The sequence below is a fragment of the Nonomuraea sp. B5E05 genome (assembly GCF_039880665.1).
Classification (GTDB): domain Bacteria; phylum Actinomycetota; class Actinomycetes; order Streptosporangiales; family Streptosporangiaceae; genus Nonomuraea.
Window position 1 is genome coordinate 38740 of sequence record NZ_JBDPMJ010000015.1, and the last position, 16289, is coordinate 55028.

17 protein-coding genes, 1 pseudogene and 1 riboswitch are annotated in these 16289 nt (G+C 71.2%); of the genes and pseudogenes, 13 read left to right on the forward strand and 5 right to left on the reverse strand.

The genetic code is table 11. The features are described 5' to 3' along the window. The first annotated feature begins 32 nt into the window (after window positions 1–32). A complete protein-coding gene (locus tag ABGB01_RS26215) occupies window positions 33–833 on the forward strand; it encodes an ABC transporter ATP-binding protein (RefSeq protein WP_347776195.1) in 801 nt (266 codons plus the stop codon). Window positions 834–842: 9 nt separating this feature from the next. Here the strand turns inward: ABGB01_RS26215 and ABGB01_RS26220 are convergent, their stop codons facing one another. Together ABGB01_RS26220 and ABGB01_RS26225 are read right to left on the reverse strand one after the other, a co-directional pair. Beyond that, complete coding sequence (locus ABGB01_RS26220; protein WP_347776196.1) at window positions 843–3272, reverse strand: helicase-associated domain-containing protein; 2430 nt, start codon at window positions 3270–3272, stop codon at window positions 843–845. Window positions 3273–3352: 80 nt separating this feature from the next. Continuing rightward, the gene (locus ABGB01_RS26225; RefSeq protein ID WP_132605034.1) at window positions 3353–3856 is read right to left on the reverse strand and encodes an ATP-binding protein; all 504 of its coding nucleotides are present in this window, start codon (window positions 3854–3856) and stop codon (window positions 3353–3355) included. 222 nt (window positions 3857–4078) lie between these two features. Here ABGB01_RS26225 and ABGB01_RS26230 point away from each other — a divergent pair, with 222 nt between their 5' ends. The 3 genes from ABGB01_RS26230 to ABGB01_RS26240 all read left to right on the forward strand — a co-directional run bounded on the left by ABGB01_RS26230 (window position 4079) and on the right by ABGB01_RS26240 (window position 5543). After that, entirely contained in the window at window positions 4079–4900 is an 822-nt protein-coding gene (locus tag ABGB01_RS26230) for a helix-turn-helix transcriptional regulator (RefSeq protein ID WP_347776356.1), read from the forward strand. After that, the gene (locus ABGB01_RS26235; protein WP_347776197.1) at window positions 4901–5137 is read left to right on the forward strand and encodes a DUF397 domain-containing protein; all 237 of its coding nucleotides are present in this window, start codon (window positions 4901–4903) and stop codon (window positions 5135–5137) included. A gap of 88 nt (window positions 5138–5225) precedes the next feature. Next, window positions 5226–5543: a hypothetical protein gene (locus ABGB01_RS26240; protein ID WP_347776198.1), complete on the forward strand. Its 318-nt coding sequence runs from the start codon at window positions 5226–5228 to the stop codon at window positions 5541–5543. Here the strand turns inward: ABGB01_RS26240 and ABGB01_RS26245 are convergent. Further along, window positions 5500–6099, reverse strand: a complete 600-nt coding sequence (locus ABGB01_RS26245; protein WP_347776199.1) for a histidine phosphatase family protein — start codon at window positions 6097–6099, stop codon at window positions 5500–5502. The genes ABGB01_RS26240 and ABGB01_RS26245 overlap by 44 nt on opposite strands. Window positions 6100–6283: 184 nt before the next feature. Here ABGB01_RS26245 and ABGB01_RS26250 point away from each other — a divergent pair, with 184 nt between their 5' ends. The 7 genes from ABGB01_RS26250 to ABGB01_RS26280 all read left to right on the forward strand — a co-directional run bounded on the left by ABGB01_RS26250 (window position 6284) and on the right by ABGB01_RS26280 (window position 12251). After that, entirely contained in the window at window positions 6284–7141 is an 858-nt protein-coding gene (locus ABGB01_RS26250; RefSeq protein ID WP_347776200.1) for a Gfo/Idh/MocA family oxidoreductase, read from the forward strand. Between the two features lie 10 nt (window positions 7142–7151). Then, window positions 7152–7269, forward strand: a riboswitch (cobalamin riboswitch). Between the two features lie 71 nt (window positions 7270–7340). After that, window positions 7341–8312: an ABC transporter substrate-binding protein gene (locus tag ABGB01_RS26255; RefSeq protein ID WP_347776201.1), complete on the forward strand. Its 972-nt coding sequence runs from the start codon at window positions 7341–7343 to the stop codon at window positions 8310–8312. Beyond that, entirely contained in the window at window positions 8309–9343 is a 1035-nt protein-coding gene (locus ABGB01_RS26260; protein WP_347776202.1) for an iron ABC transporter permease, read from the forward strand. The genes ABGB01_RS26255 and ABGB01_RS26260 overlap by 4 nt, the downstream gene beginning before the upstream one ends. Then, window positions 9340–10113, forward strand: a complete 774-nt coding sequence (locus ABGB01_RS26265) for an ABC transporter ATP-binding protein (RefSeq protein ID WP_347776203.1) — start codon at window positions 9340–9342, stop codon at window positions 10111–10113. Before ABGB01_RS26260 ends, ABGB01_RS26265 begins: the two co-directional genes overlap by 4 nt. Further along, complete coding sequence (locus tag ABGB01_RS26270; RefSeq protein WP_347776204.1) at window positions 10110–10784, forward strand: adenosylcobinamide amidohydrolase; 675 nt, start codon at window positions 10110–10112, stop codon at window positions 10782–10784. The genes ABGB01_RS26265 and ABGB01_RS26270 overlap by 4 nt, the downstream gene beginning before the upstream one ends. Before the next feature lie 63 nt (window positions 10785–10847). Beyond that, window positions 10848–11459 carry a Uma2 family endonuclease gene (locus tag ABGB01_RS26275; RefSeq protein ID WP_347776357.1) on the forward strand — a complete coding sequence of 204 codons (612 nt, stop codon included), beginning with the start codon at window positions 10848–10850 and terminating at the stop codon, window positions 11457–11459. 186 nt (window positions 11460–11645) lie between these two features. Further along, window positions 11646–12251 (forward strand): Uma2 family endonuclease, encoded by a 606-nt coding sequence (locus tag ABGB01_RS26280; protein ID WP_347776358.1) that lies wholly within the window; start codon window positions 11646–11648, stop codon window positions 12249–12251. Here the strand turns inward: ABGB01_RS26280 and ABGB01_RS26285 are convergent. Together ABGB01_RS26285 and ABGB01_RS26290 are read right to left on the reverse strand one after the other, a co-directional pair. After that, complete coding sequence (locus tag ABGB01_RS26285; RefSeq protein ID WP_347776361.1) at window positions 12245–12586, reverse strand: hydantoinase/oxoprolinase family protein; 342 nt, start codon at window positions 12584–12586, stop codon at window positions 12245–12247. The genes ABGB01_RS26280 and ABGB01_RS26285 overlap by 7 nt on opposite strands. 161 nt (window positions 12587–12747) lie before the next feature. After that, window positions 12748–12975, reverse strand: a pseudogene (locus ABGB01_RS26290) (hydantoinase/oxoprolinase N-terminal domain-containing protein); the annotation flags it as partial. 106 nt (window positions 12976–13081) lie between these two features. Here ABGB01_RS26290 and ABGB01_RS26295 point away from each other — a divergent pair. Continuing rightward, entirely contained in the window at window positions 13082–14542 is a 1461-nt protein-coding gene (locus tag ABGB01_RS26295) for a zinc ribbon domain-containing protein (protein ID WP_347776205.1), read from the forward strand. Beyond that, window positions 14542–16260 carry a protein kinase gene (locus ABGB01_RS26300; RefSeq protein WP_347776206.1) on the forward strand — a complete coding sequence of 573 codons (1719 nt, stop codon included), beginning with the start codon at window positions 14542–14544 and terminating at the stop codon, window positions 16258–16260. Before ABGB01_RS26295 ends, ABGB01_RS26300 begins: the two co-directional genes overlap by 1 nt. The last annotated feature ends 29 nt before the right edge of the window (window positions 16261–16289 follow it).

Here is a 16289-nt window from a genome sequence, read left to right on the forward strand (position 1 = left end):
TGGCCACCGCCCCGGCGAAAGGATCTCCGCTGATGGCCTCCCGCCTGTCCGGCACCAGCCTCACCCTCGCCTACGACCAGCGCGTCGTGGCCGCGGACCTGAACGTGTCGATCCCCGACGAGTCCTTCACCGTGATCATCGGTCCGAACGCCTGCGGCAAGTCCACCCTGCTGCGGGCGCTGGCCAGGATGCTCAGGCCCAGGACGGGCGCCGTTCACCTCGACGGGAGCGTCATCACCTCCCTGCCGTCGAAGGAGGTGGCCAGGCGGCTCGGCCTGCTCCCGCAGACCTCGATCGTGCCCGACGGCATCACCGTGGCCGACCTGGTGGCCCGCGGCCGCTACCCGCACCAGCGGCTCATGCGGCAGTGGTCGAAGGCCGACGAGAGGGCGGTGAGCGAGGCCATGCGCGCCACCGACGTGACCGAGCTCGGCGACCGGATCGTGGACGAGCTGTCGGGAGGCCAGCGGCAGCGGGTGTGGCTGGCCATGGCGCTGGCGCAGGAGACGCCGATCCTGCTGCTGGACGAGCCGACCACGTTCCTGGACATCTCCCACCAGATCGAGGTGCTCGACCTCTGCGCCGACCTGCACGAGGCCGGGCGGACCATGGTGGCCGTGCTGCACGACCTGAACCAGGCCTGCCGGTACGCGACCCACCTGATCGTGATGCGCGGCGGCGAGATCGTCGCCGAGGGGGAGCCGGCCGACGTCGTCACGCCGGAGCTGGTGCGGCAGGTGTTCGACCTGCGCTGCGAGATCATCCAGGACCCGCAGACGGCCACGCCGCTGATCGTTCCGGAGGCCCGCCGCCGCGTCGCCGCCTCCGCCTGACACGCACCGTCAGTGTGCGCCTCTGACCTCGACGATCTCGGCCAGGGGGAACTCCAGGTAGTCGCCCGCCTCCTCGCACCACGCGTCGAGCGCACCGCCCTTGAGCTCGCCGTGGCTGATCGTGGCGGTCAGCCCGTCGGTGAGCGTGATGCCGGCGCGCACGCCGCGGTCGACCACGAAACCGAGCAGCGACTGCTGGGCCGTCGGCAGCCTGGTGGCCATCCGGCCGATGACCGCCCAGGTGCGGCCGCTCGAGCCGGCGTCGGCCCGGCTGGCGACGATCAGGCGGCGGGCGTGCTCGAAGGGGTCGGGCGGCGGCTCGGCCAGCATGTAGGGGGGCGCCTCGAGTTCGGTGATGCCGGTGAAGTCGGACAGCTCGGCCACCTGGCCGCCGGGCAGCAGGATCAGCTTGCCGTTGTGCGGCTCGTCCTGGTGGGTGGACCTGGCCCGGTGGATGGTGATCTCGCCGGTGTCGGCCACGGGCACGGGGGAGTAACCGACCTCCCGCAGCGCGGCGAGGGTGCGCTCGGCGGGCGCGGCGCTGACCAGCACCGTGGGGGCGAGCAGCCGCAGGCCCAGCTTGCCCAGCCGCCGGTGGGCGGCGATCTCGGCCAGCAGCGTCGGGTCGGCGGCCTGGACGACGCAGCCGACCGTGGTGACCGTCACCTCGCCGTGCCGGCGCGCGGTGTCGCGCACGAGGTATTCAAGCGGCTGCGGGATGGTGCCGACCCCGGCCAGCTCGTCGAGCAGCTCGTCGGGTTCGTAGCCGCGGTCGAGCGCCCGGCGCACGCTTTCCGTGGTGAACCGCCACACCGAGGCGGCGCCCCGCGACTCGCGCTCGGCGGTCCGGTCGAGCAGCTCCGCCAGCTCGGCCGACGGCGGTCCGGTCACGACAGCGGTGAGGTCGGGGCCGAACAGGGCGCTCCTGCGGACGCTCGCCAGCGCCCTCGTGGCCGCCTCGGACAGCACCGGGTCGTGCTCGACCATGGGCACGGCGGCGTCGTTCTCGTCGCCCGCCCTGGCGGTCAGGCCCGCCAGGGCCCGGCCCAGGTCGGTGAGCGCGTTGTTGGCCAGCAGCCCCAGCAGCCTGGCCTCGTCGAGCACGGCGGGGGCGCACTCCCGCAGCAGCTCCAGGTCGATCAGCGGCGCGTGCCAGTGCACGCTGCCCATGAGGCTGTCGCGGCCGGCGAACGCCGTGCCGGCGGGCAGATGGGCCAGCACCGACAGCACGGCCCGGCGGACCCTGGCCACCGCGCTCCCGGTGGGGTCGTCGCCGAGCACGGTGCCGTACTTGCCGTCGACCCTGCGCAGCGACGAGCGCTCCATACGCCACCACGCCGACAGCAGCACCCTGAGCCTGGCCGAGCCCTCGTCGAGCCGCCACCGGTCGTAGCGCTCGGTGGGGATCATGCCGCCGGACTGCTCGTCCCAGGCCAGCAGCCTGGCGACCGCGCAGATCTCCAGCAGCAGCCGCGTCTCGTCCTCGTCGCAGCCGGTCTCCTTGGCGATCCTGCGCACCTCGCGCACGCCCACGCCGCCGGTCTTGAGCAGCGGCAGCGGCGTTTTCGCGGTGTTGTCCAGCAGGGCCGCGCACCGCTCCACCACGTGCGGCGCGGCCAGCGTCATCAGGTGGTCGACCTCTTCGGGGTCGACCGGGATGGTGGCCACCTCCGGCGACTCGGGCATGTAGGGCGGGTGGTAGCCGGGGCCGCGCAGGCAGATCGCCACCTCGCGGGGGATCTCGGCGACGTGCCAGCTCGGCCTGAACAACAAGCCGTGGTCGGCGCACCACTTCTCCGGCGTGCCGGGGATGACGAAGCGGCCTCCGTCGACGTTGAGCGTGGGGCCCTCCCAGGCGAACCGGTCGAGCAGCGGGACGGTGCCCTCGGGGGCCTTGGACACCATCGCCCGCACCCGCTCGCCGTCGCCGAGCGCCTCGGTGACGCGGGCGATCGCGCGGCGCTTGTTGCCCTGCGCGGGCAGGCCGAGGTTGCGGGCCAGCGCGTGCAGCGCGTCGTTGCTGATCGTCCAGGAATTGAGGTAGTGGTCGAGCGGCTCGCCCAGGCTCAGCGGCGCCGACCACCAGCGCGTCACGCCCTCGGCCAGATGGATCACGCCGTCGTCGCCTGGCCAGGCCAGCGCGTGGTCGTAGAGGTGTTCGAGCCAGGGGGTCACGTCATCGAGCCGGGCGTCGACGAATGCCGCCAGCCGGTCGGCCGTGGGACGGCTCATGGCCAGGGCCGCCTCGGCCAGTTGCAGGCAGGGGAGCGGGAGCCTCCGCAGGGTCTCCATGACGGCGAAGCCGTTGCCCAGTCGCTGGGCCAGGGTGTCGAGCCGCCGTGGCCAGGGCGCGGCGATGGCGTCAGGCCTGTTGGCCAGGACGCGGCCGAGCCGGTCTTCCTCTAGTGTTCGCAGCCAGCCGAGCAGGTGATCTTCCATCTGTCAGCACTCTCATGGGGTCGCGCGCAAGGGACTCACCGTGAGCCATGACCATCCACGGTAATGCAGATCACCCCCGGTCAGGAGAGGACTGCCCAGACGATCTTTCCGTGAGGTGCGAGTGCGGACCAGCCCCAGCGGAGGCTGAGTGATTCGACGATGTGGAGTCCGAGGCCACCGGTGTCAAGGGGGCCAGGGTATCGCAGCACCGGCACCGATGACCCTGGATCGGTGAACGCGCTGGTCACGAGCGGCCCGCGGCGCACCAGGGACATGTGGACGGCGCGTTCGCGGCGTGGGTCGTCGAGGCAGAGGCCGTGGCGGAGGGCGTTGGTGGCCAGCTCGGAGACCACCAGTTCCATGTTCTCGATGAGTTCGGTCAGCCCCCACCCGGTCAGGACGCCGGCGCCGAAGCTGCGGGCCGAGTGGACCGAGGAGGCGGTGGGCGGCAGCACGAACGTGGCGCTCGTCGACGGGCCAGGGGCCAGCAGATCGCGGGCCGCCTCCGGCCACCAGCCGACCGGAGGCCACCAATCGAACGTCGTCCACTGGCCGGGCGCCGTGGTGGATTGCACGTAGATCATTCTGCGCCAAACTCTCGTGCAACTGCAAGAGCGAATGCACGTGCAGACAACACGTGCACGCGCTACGGTTTCCCTCAAAAGGTCAATATGGGGGAAAGGGGATCTTGTCCGCGGCCCATGATCTTTGGGCTGTGAAGTGACAGACTGAGTCGCAAGGAAACGACCAAGGAGCAGCACGTGTCCATTGATCCGCCCGGTTCCGGCTCGACCGTTCGGCGCATCATGCTGGGGGCGAGTCTCAGGCGCCTGCGTGAAACCAGCGGCCTGGACCGTGCTCAGGCCGGATTTCACATCCGGGCGTCCGAGTCCAAGATCAGCCGCATGGAACTCGGGCGCGTCGGCTTCAAGACACGTGACGTGGAAGACCTGCTCACCCTGTACGGCGTCGTCGACGATGCCGAGCGCCGTGCCCTACTGGAAATGGTTCGCGAGGCCAACACCCCCGGGTGGTGGCACAAGTACTCGGCGGAGTTGCCGGCGTGGTTCACCACGTACGTGGGCCTGGAGGAGGCCGCCAGCGTGATCCGCACCTATGAGGTGCAGTTCGTGCCGGGCCTGCTGCAGACGGCCGCGTACGCGCGTTCGGTCTTCCAGCTTGGCAACCCCGATGCGAGTCCGGAGAGAATCGAGCGCCGCGTGCACATGCGCATGCAGCGCCAGGAGCGCTTCACGCAGAAGGACGGGCCCCGGCTGTGGGCCGTCGTCGACGAAGCGGCGCTCAAGAGGACCATCGGCGGGCGGGAGGTCATGGCCGAGCAGCTCCAGCATCTGCTGGAAGTCGCTGCCCTTCCCAACATCACCCTTCAGGTGATGCCCTTCAGGTTCGGCAAACATGCCGCTGAGGGGGGCGCGTTCAGCATCTTGCGGTTTCCCGAGTCCGACTTGTCGGACGTTGTCTACGTCGAGCAGCTCTGGGGTGCCCTGTACCTGGACAAGCGTGAGGACATCGATCCGTATCTCACGGCAATGGAGCAACTGTGCGTGGAGAGCACCACGCCAGGGGGCACCGTCGAGCTCATCGGCGGTCTTCTCAGAAAGATGTAGATGAACCAGACCTACAACGGCATGCCCGCGGCGGACCTGACCCAGGTCGCCTGGCGCAAGAGCCACTACAGCAACTCGCAGGGCAACTGTGTGGAGCTCGCGGAGCTTCCCGATGGAGGGATCGCGGTGCGCAACTCGCGTTTCCCCGACGGCCCTGCCCTCATCTATACCCGCGACGAGATCCGGGCCCTGGTGCTCGGGGTGAAGGACGGAGAGTTCGACGGACTGCTGGTGTAACACCGTGTTCACCTGCGGCTCGCCCGCTTAACGGGGGCGAGCCGCAGGTGTAACCGCCCTGCCTCCGGCCGGGGTGAGGATCGGGGTCATGCTCGACCAGATGACGTGGTACCCGATCGCCGACGACGTGCTGTTCGCGCCGGGCGGCAAGGTCGTGATCCGCACCTACGGCGTGGCTCCCGCCACCGCGGGCGCCTCCGTCTCCTACCGGACCTGGGTGACCGGCATCCGCGACCAGCCGCGGTACTGGCACTGGGGCCATTTCGAGGACGCCGCCGCCGGGCACCGCAGGGTCCTGGAGTGGCTCACCGGGCGCGGCCCGCGACCTTCCCCGGTGCCGGCCGACGCCGAGCCGGGCGCGGTCAGGACGCCTGGAGGCAGCCGGCCGGGGCGTTCCACGTCATGAGCACCGGCTCGGCGTGCTCGAAGCCGAGCCGCGAGTACGTGCCCGTGTCGAGCCTGAACAGCCGCCCCTCCGCGGGGCCGAGCCCCAGCCAGCGGGCGGCCAGGACGCGCAGGAAGTGGCCGTGCGCCACCAGCGCCACCCGTCCCCGCGCGGCGCGCGCCCGTTCGATCACCCGGTCGGCACGGGCGGCGACCTCCGCGGCGCTCTCCCCTGGGTGCTCGGCGTCGCCGGGGATCACGCCGTCGCGCCACAGGTACCACCCGGGGCGGCTCTCGCGGATCTCGGGCGTGGTGATGCCCTCGTAGCCGCCGTAGTCCCATTCCCACAGGTCGGCGTCCACCCGGTAGCCGTTGAGCCCGGCCAGGTCCGCCGTGCGCCGCGCGCGCTGGGCTGGCGAGACCAGCACGAGGCCGAACTCGCGCCCCTTGACCAGCGGCGCCAGCGCCCTGGCCTGCTCCTCGCCGTCGCCGGTCAGCGGCAGGTCGGTGCGGCCGGTGTGCTTGCCTGCCTGGCTCCACTCTGTCGCGCCGTGCCGGAGCAGCAACATCTCGTCCATGGTGTCCATCATCCGGTACGGCCCGTCGCGGCCAGGCGTCAGGTGGCGAGCGCGCGCAGGAGCGGTCGTGACGTCCGGATATAGCAGGAAAGCGTCAGTTTCGGGGTGAGAAGGGAGCGTAGGAACGCTACTGGAGGGTTAGATGTCAAATATTGCGGGTTTTGTATAGGTCGAGGAGGGGCGCATGGAGCCGGTGGCGGTCGGGCTGGTCGGAGCGGGGCCGTGGGCGGAGATGGCGCACGCGCCGATGCTGGCCAGAGGGCCGCACACGCGGCTGGCCGGGGTGTGGGCCCGCAGGCCGGAGGCGGCGGGCAGGTTCGGCGCGCCGGTGTTCGAGCGGGTCGAGGAGCTCTTCGACGCCTGCGAGGCCGTCGCGTTCTGCGTGCCGCCGGCCGTTCAGGCCGAGATCGGCGTCCGCGCCGCCCGCGCGGGCAAGGCGCTGCTGCTGGAGAAGCCGCTGGCCGACTCGCTCGAAGCCGCCGAGCGCCTGGCCGGCGCCGTGGCGGAGGCGGGCGTCGCCTCCCAGATGGTGCTCACCATGCGGTACGCCACCCAGACCCGCATCTTCCTCGCCCGGTGCGCCGAGATCGAGGCGTTCGGCGGCCACGCCGCCAACATCTCCGGCGCCCTCCTCGGCGACCACCACTTCGCCACCCCGTGGCGGCTCGAACGAGGCGCGCTCCTGGACGTCGGTCCGCACGTCATCGACATGCTGGACGCCGCGCTCGGCCGGGTGACCGGCGTGCGCGCGCACGGCCACCCCCTCGGCTGGACCGGGCTGCTGCTGGAGCACGAGAACGGCGCCGTCAGCGAGGTGTCCCTGTGCATGACCGCCGTCGGCGACCTGCCCCCGTCGTCGTTCGCCGTGTACGGCCGCACCGGCAACGCCGTGCTGCTGCCGTTCGACGACGACCCCCTCGAGAACGTGGCCGCGGAGTTCGCGGAGACCGTGCGCAACGGCGGCGGGCACCCGCTCGACGCCGCCCACGGGCTCCGGCTCCAGCGGATCATCGCCGAGGCGGAGGCCCAACTGGCCCCTTGACGCCCGGCGCCATCGGGGGATTGATAGCGTTTGTCCGACGCGCAGCGTTGCAGCGAAGTCCGGTGCGAATCCGGCGCTGTCCCGCAACTGTCATAGCCAGGTCGCCTGCCGCTGCGCCGACGTCATCAGCCCTCGTGGAAAAGGGTGATCCGTCGCTCTATGCGGGTCTCTCGGTTCCGACAGTGTGAAAGGACTACTCGTGAGGCCCGTACGAACGGCCTTCGCGGGCGCGCTGCTGGGAACGCTCGTCCTGGCCGGCTGTGGCCAGGCCGGCACGACAGCCACCCCCTCCTCCGCCCCCGCGTCCTCGGCCCCCGCCGCCCCCCCGGGAGAGTTCCCCGTCACGATCGAGGCCGGCAACGGCCAGGTCACCATCGCCAGGAGGCCGGAGCGCGTCGTCTCGCTGTCGGCCACCCACACCGAGACGCTCTTCGCCATCGGCGCGGGCCCCCAGGTCGTCGCCGTGGACAACCAGTCGAACTACCCGCCGGAGGCTCCCAAGACCGACCTGTCGGGCTTCGAGCCCAACGTCGAGGCCATCGTGGCCGAGAAGCCCGACCTGGTCGTCGTCTCCGACGACCTCAACAAGATCGTCGCCGAGCTGGGCAAGGTGAACGTGCCCGTCCTGGTGCAGCCCGCCGCCACCAAGCTCGACGACACGTACGAGGAGATCCTCGAGCTCGGCGCCGCCACCGGCAACAAGGCCAAGGCCGAGGAGGTCGTCTCCGGCATGAAGACGGCCATGGACAAGCTGGCCGCCGAGGCGCCGAAGGACAAGAAGCTCACCTACTACCACGAGCTGGACCAGACGCCGTACGCCGCGACGTCGAAGACGTTCATCGGCCAGATCTACGGCATCTTCGGCCTCACCAACATCGCCGACAAGGCGCCCGCGTCCGCGGGCGGCTACCCCAAGCTCTCCGCCGAGTTCGTCGCCCAGGCCGACCCCGACCTGATCTTCCTGGCGGATGTCAAGTGTTGCGGGCAGAGCAAGGAGACCCTGGCCAAGCGGCCCGGATGGAAGAACCTGGCGGCGCTCAAGAACGACCAGGTGATCCAGCTCGACGACGACATCGCCTCCCGCTGGGGGCCGCGCGTCGTCGAGCTGGCCGAGGCGATCGGCGCCGCCGTGACCGAAGCGGGCGCAGGGGACGGCACGAGCCGACCGTGACCACGCAGGCCCGCCCGTCCAGGGCCAGACCCGCCTGGGTGGCGAGCGCCCTGGGCGTGCTGGCCGCCACCATGGTCGCCGGGCTGCTCGACGGGGCCGCCGACATCTCGCCGTGGCAGGTCGTGCTGCAGGTCGCGGACTGGCTGCCGCTCGTCCACGTCGACTCGGGGCTCGCCCCCGTCGAGCAGGGGCTGCTGTTCGAGCTGCGGCTGCCCCGGGTCCTGGTCGCCGCCGTGGTCGGCGGGCTGCTGGCCATGGCCGGGGCGGGGTACCAGGGGGTGTTCCGCAACCCGCTCGCGGACCCCTACCTGCTGGGCGCGGCCGCCGGCGCGGGGCTCGCGGCGACCGCGGCCATCGTGCTGCTGCCCGCCGCGGAGGGCAGTGTGCCGATCGCGGCCTTCGCCGGGGCCGTGGGCGGCGTCTTCCTGGCGTACACGCTGGGCAACGCCGCCGGGCGCGCGGGCGGCACCGCCACGCTGGTGCTGGCCGGGGTGGCGGTCACGTCGTTCCTGACCGCGATCCAGACGTTCGTCCAGCAGCTCAAGGTCGAGGAGCTGCAGCGCATCTACTCGTGGATCCTCGGCGACGTCGGCGGCGGATGGGACCAGCTCTGGCTGGTCCTGCCGTACGGCGCCGTCTCCGCCGTCCTGCTCCTGCTGCACGGGAGGATGCTCGACGTGTTGTCCGTGGGCGACGAGGAGGCCACCAGCCTCGGGGTGCGCGCAGCGAGGGTGCGTTTCACGGTGTTGCTGGCGGCGTCGCTGGCCACCGCCTCGGCCGTGGCGGTGAGCGGGCTGATCGGGTTCGTGGGCATCGTCGTCCCGCACGTCGTGAGACGGCTGGCGGGCGGCTCGTACCGGAGCGTGCTGCCGCTCTCGCTGATCGGCGGCGCGGCCTTCCTGGTGCTGGCCGATCTCGTCGCGCGCACCGTGCTGGCGCCCGCCGAGCTGCCGATCGGCGTGGTGACCATGTTCGTGGGAGCGCCGTTCTTCGTCGGCATCCTGCGCGTGACCAGGCGGGCGGCCACATGATCGGGATCAGCGCCGTCTCCGTGCGGCTCGGCGGGCGCGACGTCGTCGCGGACGTCGGCCTCGACGTGCGGCGCGGCGAATGGCTGGCCATCATCGGGCCCAACGGCGCCGGCAAGTCCACGCTGCTCAAAGCGGTCATGGGCCTGGTCGCGCACCGGGGCGAGGTCACCATCGACTCCCGGCCGGCCGCCGCGCTCAAGCCCCGCGCGCGGGCCAGGCTGGTGGCGTACGCGCCGCAGTCGCCGGCCCTGCCGCCCGACATGTCGGTCTTCGACTACGCGCTGCTCGGGCGCACCCCGTACATCCCCTACCTCGGAAGGGAGAGCGGGCACGACCGTCGGGTCACCGCCTCCGTGCTCGACCGGCTCGACCTGACGGGACTGGCCACCCGTCGCGTCGGCGAGCTGTCCGGCGGGGAGCGGCAGCGCGTGGTGCTGGCCAGGGCGCTCGCCCAGGAGGCCCCCGTGCTGCTGCTCGACGAGCCGACGACGGCGCTCGACCTCGGGCACCAGCAGCAGGTGCTGGAGCTGGTCGACCGCCTGCGCAGGGCCGACGGGCTGACCGTCGTCACCACCCTGCACGACCTGACCGTGGCGGGGCTCTACGCCGACTCCCTGCTCCTCATGGCCGAGGGACGGGCGGTGGCCGCGGGCAAGCCCGCCCAGGTGCTGACCGAGGCGCTGGTGGGACGGCACTTCGACGCCCAGGTCAAGATCGAGCCCGGGCCCGACGGGCGGCCCGTCGTGCACCTGGTCAGGGGAGGACCGTGAAGCTGACGTTCCGCGTGGAGGAGGGCGCCCGGCTCGGGTCGCTGCTGTGGGAGTTCGGGCCCGGATGGCGGATGATCTCCTCCGCGATGCTGGGCGGCGGGATCGGGGCCCGCGCGTGGGTGCTGAACGCGCAGGTCGTGGCCGGCTACGCGCGAATGGACCCGGCCGAGCACCTGCGGTCGTTAGGCCCCGCGGGTGACGGGGTCGGGATGATGACCGCCGCGTCCGTCGACCGCTACGCGCGCGCCGCGGACGGTGGCGTGGAGGCGGTGGCCACCGTCGGGCTGCGGGTGCCCACGTGGGCCGCCGCCCCGGAAGGCGCCGAGGACCTCGAGCTCGCGCCCATGCGGGTGGGCACGGTCAACATCGTCACCGTGCTGCCGGTGGCGATGACGGACGCCGCGCTGGTGAACACGGTCATGACGGTCACCGAGGCGAAGACGCAGGCGCTCATCGAGGCAGGGTTCCCCTGCACGGGCACGGCCTCCGACGCGGTCTGCGTGGTGGTGCCCGCCGATGTGCCCGCCGATGTGCCCGCCGATGTGCCCGCCGGCGGGTCGCGGGAGGTGTTCGGCGGGCCGCGCTCGGAGTGGGGGGCGCGGGTGGCGCGGGCGGTGCACCAGGCGGTCCGGCGCGGCGCCGAGGCGTGGCGTGTCCATCACTCAAAGTGAGGACTTTCTGGGAAGTAGCATGTGGGCGAGGGCGTGACTCCCGATACTGAGTGGGTGACCGCAATGGCGACGATCGAACCGAAGAGCGGAACGGCCGCGGATGAGCCGACCACGAGGCGCACGGTTCTCCCGGGTGCGCCGCCGTTCACCGTCGACGACCTGCTCAGGTTCCCCGACGACGGGAACCGATACGAGCTCTTCAACGGGAGCCTACTCGTGAGCCCTGCCCCCACCCCTCTGCACCAGCGTGTGATCACCCGGCTGATGATCATCCTACAGAGCGCGGCGCCGCCCGAACTGGAGTGCCTGACCACGGTCAACGTTGGCTACAGCAACGAGAACTTCTACATCCCCGACCTCGTCGTCGTTCCCGAGGCAGTGTCCGACGGGGTGGACCTGATGTACTCACCCGGCGACCTGCTCCTCGCCATCGAGGTGGTCAGCCCGAGCAGCAAGTCCGTCGACAGAGCGGTCAAGGTGGAGGCGTACGCGGAAGCGGGCATTCCCCTCTACTGGCGTGTCGAGCCCATGGAAGGGCCGAGAATCTACGTCTACGAACTCGACGGCCACTCCTACGCGGGACCCGCCGTTCACAAGGCCGGAAACATGATCACCCTGCCGGCGCCCTTCTCCGTGACCTTCGATCCCGCCCAGTTGATGCGTCTCAGAGGCTGACCCCGTAGTCCTCGGCCTCTTCGGGGAGTGACGCGCCCCGCCTCGAGGTCGGCCGTGATCGCGGCGGTGCACCAGGCGGTCCGGCGCGGCGCCGAATCGTGGCGTCTCCGTCACCCAGGGTGATGATTTTCGGGGAAGTAGCATGTGGGCGAGGGCGTGACTCCCGATACTGAGTGGGTGACCGCAATGGCGACGATCGAACCGAAGAGCGGAACGGCCGCGGATGAGCCGACCACGAGGCGCACGGTTCTCCCGGGTGCGCCGCCGTTCACCGTCGACGACCTGCTCAGGTTCCCCGACGACGGGAACCGATACGAGCTCTTCAACGGGAGCCTACTCGTGAGCCCTGCCCCCACCCCCCTGCACCAGGACGCGATCTTCCTTCTGCAGACGATTCTCCATCAAGCGGCGCCGCCGCACCTGAAGGTGTTCTCCACCGTCAACGTGCGGGCATCGGACAAGGACTTCTACATCCCTGACATCGTGGTGGTGCCGAAGGAGAGAGCCCGGTCGGTGAAACTGATGTTCGCGCCCGAGGACGTGCTCCTGGCCGTCGAGGTGGTCAGCCCGACCACCAAGATCCGCGACAGGGCGACCAAGGCCGCCGCATACGCGGCGGCGGGCATCCCCACCTACTGGCGCGTCGAGCTCGACGAAGGGCCGGCGCTCTACGTTCACGAGCTCGACGAGGGCTCCTACCGGGGGCCCAGCACTCACCAGGCCGGAGACAAGGTCAGCCTCTCCGCTCCCTACCCCGTGAGCTTCGATCCCGCCGACCTGACCGACTACTGAGCGCCGACGCCGTAGTCCTCGGCCGCTCCCCGGGGGGTGACGCGCCCCGCCTTGACCTTCGACGCCAGGCGCTCCACGGTCCCGTCCAGATGACGCTTGAAGAACCCGCCCAGCCGCCCCGGCGGCCCGCCGTCGCGGCCCGGCGGCGGCAGCCGGAGCCGGTCGCCGCGCGGTCGGCGCTCCACGGGACGCTCAGGTCGTGCGACTGGCCCTGGAAACGCACGTCCACCGACCGTGACACCCACGCGCAGCGCGCCCGCGGGGTCGAGCCACGCCACGCTGCCGCCGCCCGCGCCGACCTCGGCCAGGTCGATGGCCGGGGTCCTGATGGGCACGCCGGTGCCCGCCCGGCGCCCGCCGCGGCCGGCACTCCCGCGGCGGGGCCCGACTCGATCGTGGCCACCGCCCGCCGGGCGGCCAGCTGGCGGAGATGACACCGCCGGATGGTGGCGCGAAAGCCCTGGGTGGTGACATGAGCCACCCGTACGCCGGTGCGTTCGAGCACCGCGTTGGTCGCCAGCGTGGTGGCGTGCACCACCCGTTCGACCTGGGTGGGGTCGCGGTCGCCGAGCGCGCGCGTAACGCCGGCGAGGATTCCCGCGATGGGGTCGTAGTGGGTGCTCAATACTTTGGCCACGGCCAACGTGCCGCGCCGGGTCTCCTTGGCGCGAAGGACCACGTCGGTGAAGGTGCCACCGACATCGACGCCGATCACGAACCCCATCCGCGTACGTCATGTCCACGAGCAAGCGCTTGTCTACGTAGTCGTCTATTGACTTACGGCACCCGATTGGGACCCTGGTCTTAATCCAGCCTTTGGGAGCGGAGAGATGGCGCGCCTCAGAGCTCTTGCCAGTGGCGTCGCGGCGGCGCTCGTGCTGGTCGCGATGCCGGTCGCCGCACACGAGCATCCCAGCGGGATCACCGACCTGGTGAGCCCCGCCGTGGTACGGCTGGAGGCCGTGTCCCACGTGGAGATCACCCTGCTCGACCACGTCGGCCGGCTCAAACATGTGGAGCGGTCCTACGACTTCCCGTTCGCCGCGGGAACGGGGACCGTCATCAGCCCCGACGGGAGCGTCGTCGCGCTCCGCCGCCTGGCGGTGAACGACGACGACGTCGCCGTACGCGCAGCGAACAAGATCTTCGCCGAGCACCACGACGTCGAGATCCCGGCCGACGACAAGAAGCACGAGCTCTCGAACGAGCTGCTCGACCGGCACCTGCAGGACTGCTACCCGCCCAAGAGTGACACGGCCACCTGCATCATCAACGTGACCACGGAGATCACCGCCTTCCCCAACGTGTCGCCGGCCAGCGCCGACGGCTACAAGCTCAAGCTCGCCAGGGCGGGCGGGAAAGCCGACAGCCCCGCCGTTCTGGTACCGCTCGACCCCGTGACGGGGAGCGTCGGCATGCCCACCGCGCCGCTCGCGGACAAGGTGCCCGACCAGCAGGGCGCGCCCACCAGCGTGGCCGGCTTCCTGGGCCGTCCCGGCCCGAAGACCACCCACACGGTCGAGATCGCCCACCTGGGCAAGGGAGGCACGTCGGGCGACGCCGGCAGGCCCTTCACCGACCCCGACAAGAAGGTGAACGAGCCGGTCAAGCTCGGCGGCCTGGCCGACAGGGGCATGATCGGCGCGCCGGTCATCGGCGACAAGGACGGCCACGTCATCGGCCTGCTCGTCGGCGGCGGCGACGACGCCAGGATGATCGGCGTCAGGGAGATCACCAAGGCCCTCACGGAGGCCGGGGTGGAGCCGCGCAGGGGCGCGATCGACACGGCGTTCGAGGCGGCGCTGACCCGCTACCACACGAAATACTTCACCGAGGCGGCGCCGGGCTTCCAGCGCGTGCTCGAGCTCTACCCGGGCAACGTGGTGGCCGCGGAGCTGCTCAAGACCTCGCTCGCCAAGCGGGGCGGCCCCGAGGACCAGGGCACGCGGGAGGCGGCGGCCGAACCGGCCGGCTCCACCCCGCTGTGGCCGTTCCTCCTGGCGGCGGGGATCCTCTTCCTGGCCGCGGGCGGCGGGGCTTATCTGCTGTGGCGCCGCCGCGATCCCGAAGAAGTGACCACGCCGGCGCAGCCGCTCGCGGCCGGTCCACCGCCCGACGACGGCGCCCACCAGACCGTGGTCGTACGGCGCTCCCAGCCGTTCCACATGGCCCCGCAGCAGCAGGTGATGACCGCGCCGGACCCGGCGATCAAATACTGCACCTCGTGCGGTATGAAGCTCGGCCCCGCGCATCGTTTCTGCGGCTACTGCGGCCACCCCACCGAGACGTGATGCACGTGAACGAAAGATCGCTCATCGGCCAGGAGGTGGCCGGATACTACATCGAGGACATCGTCGGCAAGGGCGGCATGGCCGTCGTCTACCTGGCGCTCGACCCCCGGTTGAGCCGCCGCGTGGCGCTGAAGATCCTCAACCCGGTGCTCAGCGTCGACGACCGGTTCAGGCAGCGGTTCATCCTGGAGTCCAGGACGGTCGCCAGCATCGAGCACCCCAACATCATCCCGATCTACGAGGCGAACGCCGACGCCGACGGCGTGCTCTACATCGCCATGCGCTACGTCGACGGCCTCGACCTGCGCCGCCTCATCTACGACCGCGGGCCGCTGCCGCTCGGCCCGGCCAACCAGATCTTCGCCCAGGTCGCCGCCGCGCTCGACGCCGCCCACGCGCACGACCTGATCCACCGCGACGTCAAGCCGGCCAACATCCTGCTGGCCGGCGACCACGTCTACCTCACCGACTTCGGCATCACCAAGCACCGCTCGTCGATCTCCGGGCTGACCCAGACCGACCAGTTCATCGGCACGCCCCGCTACATGTCGCCCGAGCAGATCAACAAGGAGACCATCGACGGCCGCTGCGACCAGTACGCGCTGGCCTGCGTCGTCTACGAGGCGCTGTCGGCGCGGCTGCCGTTCCAGCGTGAGAACGACATCGCGCTGCTCTGGGCCCACCTGGCCGAGCAGCCGACGCCGCTGTCGCAGCTCAGGCCCGAGCTGCCGCCGCGGGTCGACGCCGTGATGATGCGCGCGCTGGCCAAGGCGCCCGAGCAGCGCTACGCGACCTGCGCGGCGTTCGTGACCGCGCTGCGCGAGGCGATGAGCGGGCACCAGGGGGAGCCTTCGCCGGGAGGGTCCTCGGGGCCGCATCTCGTGCCCCGCCCCACGCCGGGCTCGGGCCCGCACCCCGTACTCCGGCCCGGGCGGCACGCCGCCCAGCCGGGCCCACACCCGGCCGCGCAGTCCGGTTCGCATGCCGGGTCCCCTGCCGGTTCACATGCCGGTGAACATGCCGGGTCCCACACAGGGCCGAACGCTGGGCCGGCGTTCGCGCGGTCTCCGGGCGGTGCCCAAGGGGCGCCCACGCAGCCGTCCGCGGCGAGGCGTCCCGGACGCGTCCCGATCGTGGCGGCCACGCTGGTCGCCGCCGCCGCGGCGCTCGCCCTGGTCGTGATGATCGTCATGAACCACCAGGGGGACACCTGGTCCCGTTACAAGACCAGCTCCGCCGCGCCGCTCACGTTCGAGTACCCCGGCGACTGGGCCGTACGCACCCATCAGGACCTGTTCGCGGTGGCCTCGCCGCATGCCACCGAATTCGAGAAGTTGTTCGTCGCCGGCCCCGCCGCCGACTGGTCGACGGTCTCGGAGATCGTCGCCGACGAGCCCGACAGCGCCTCCGGTCTGTACGTCCAGGTCTCCGACACGCTCGACGCCGGCGGCACCTCCGAGCAGATGAAGGCCAAGATGGACGCCCTGCTGCCCGGCCAGGTCGACGTCGGCAGACCCGTGCCCGACCAGGCCGGCAACAGCCCCGCGACCCGCTTCGACGGCGCGCTGCGCGACCCGGTCACCGGCACCAGGCTCGGTTTCGTCAGCTACGTGATCGACCGCGAGCCGAAGACCATGCTCGTCATGTACTTCTGCGCCAAGGCCACCTGTGACGACGCCACCCAGGCGCGCATCAGGCAGAGCGTGCACGTCTCCTGACGGCCGGCCTGTCTCATCATTCGGGAGGC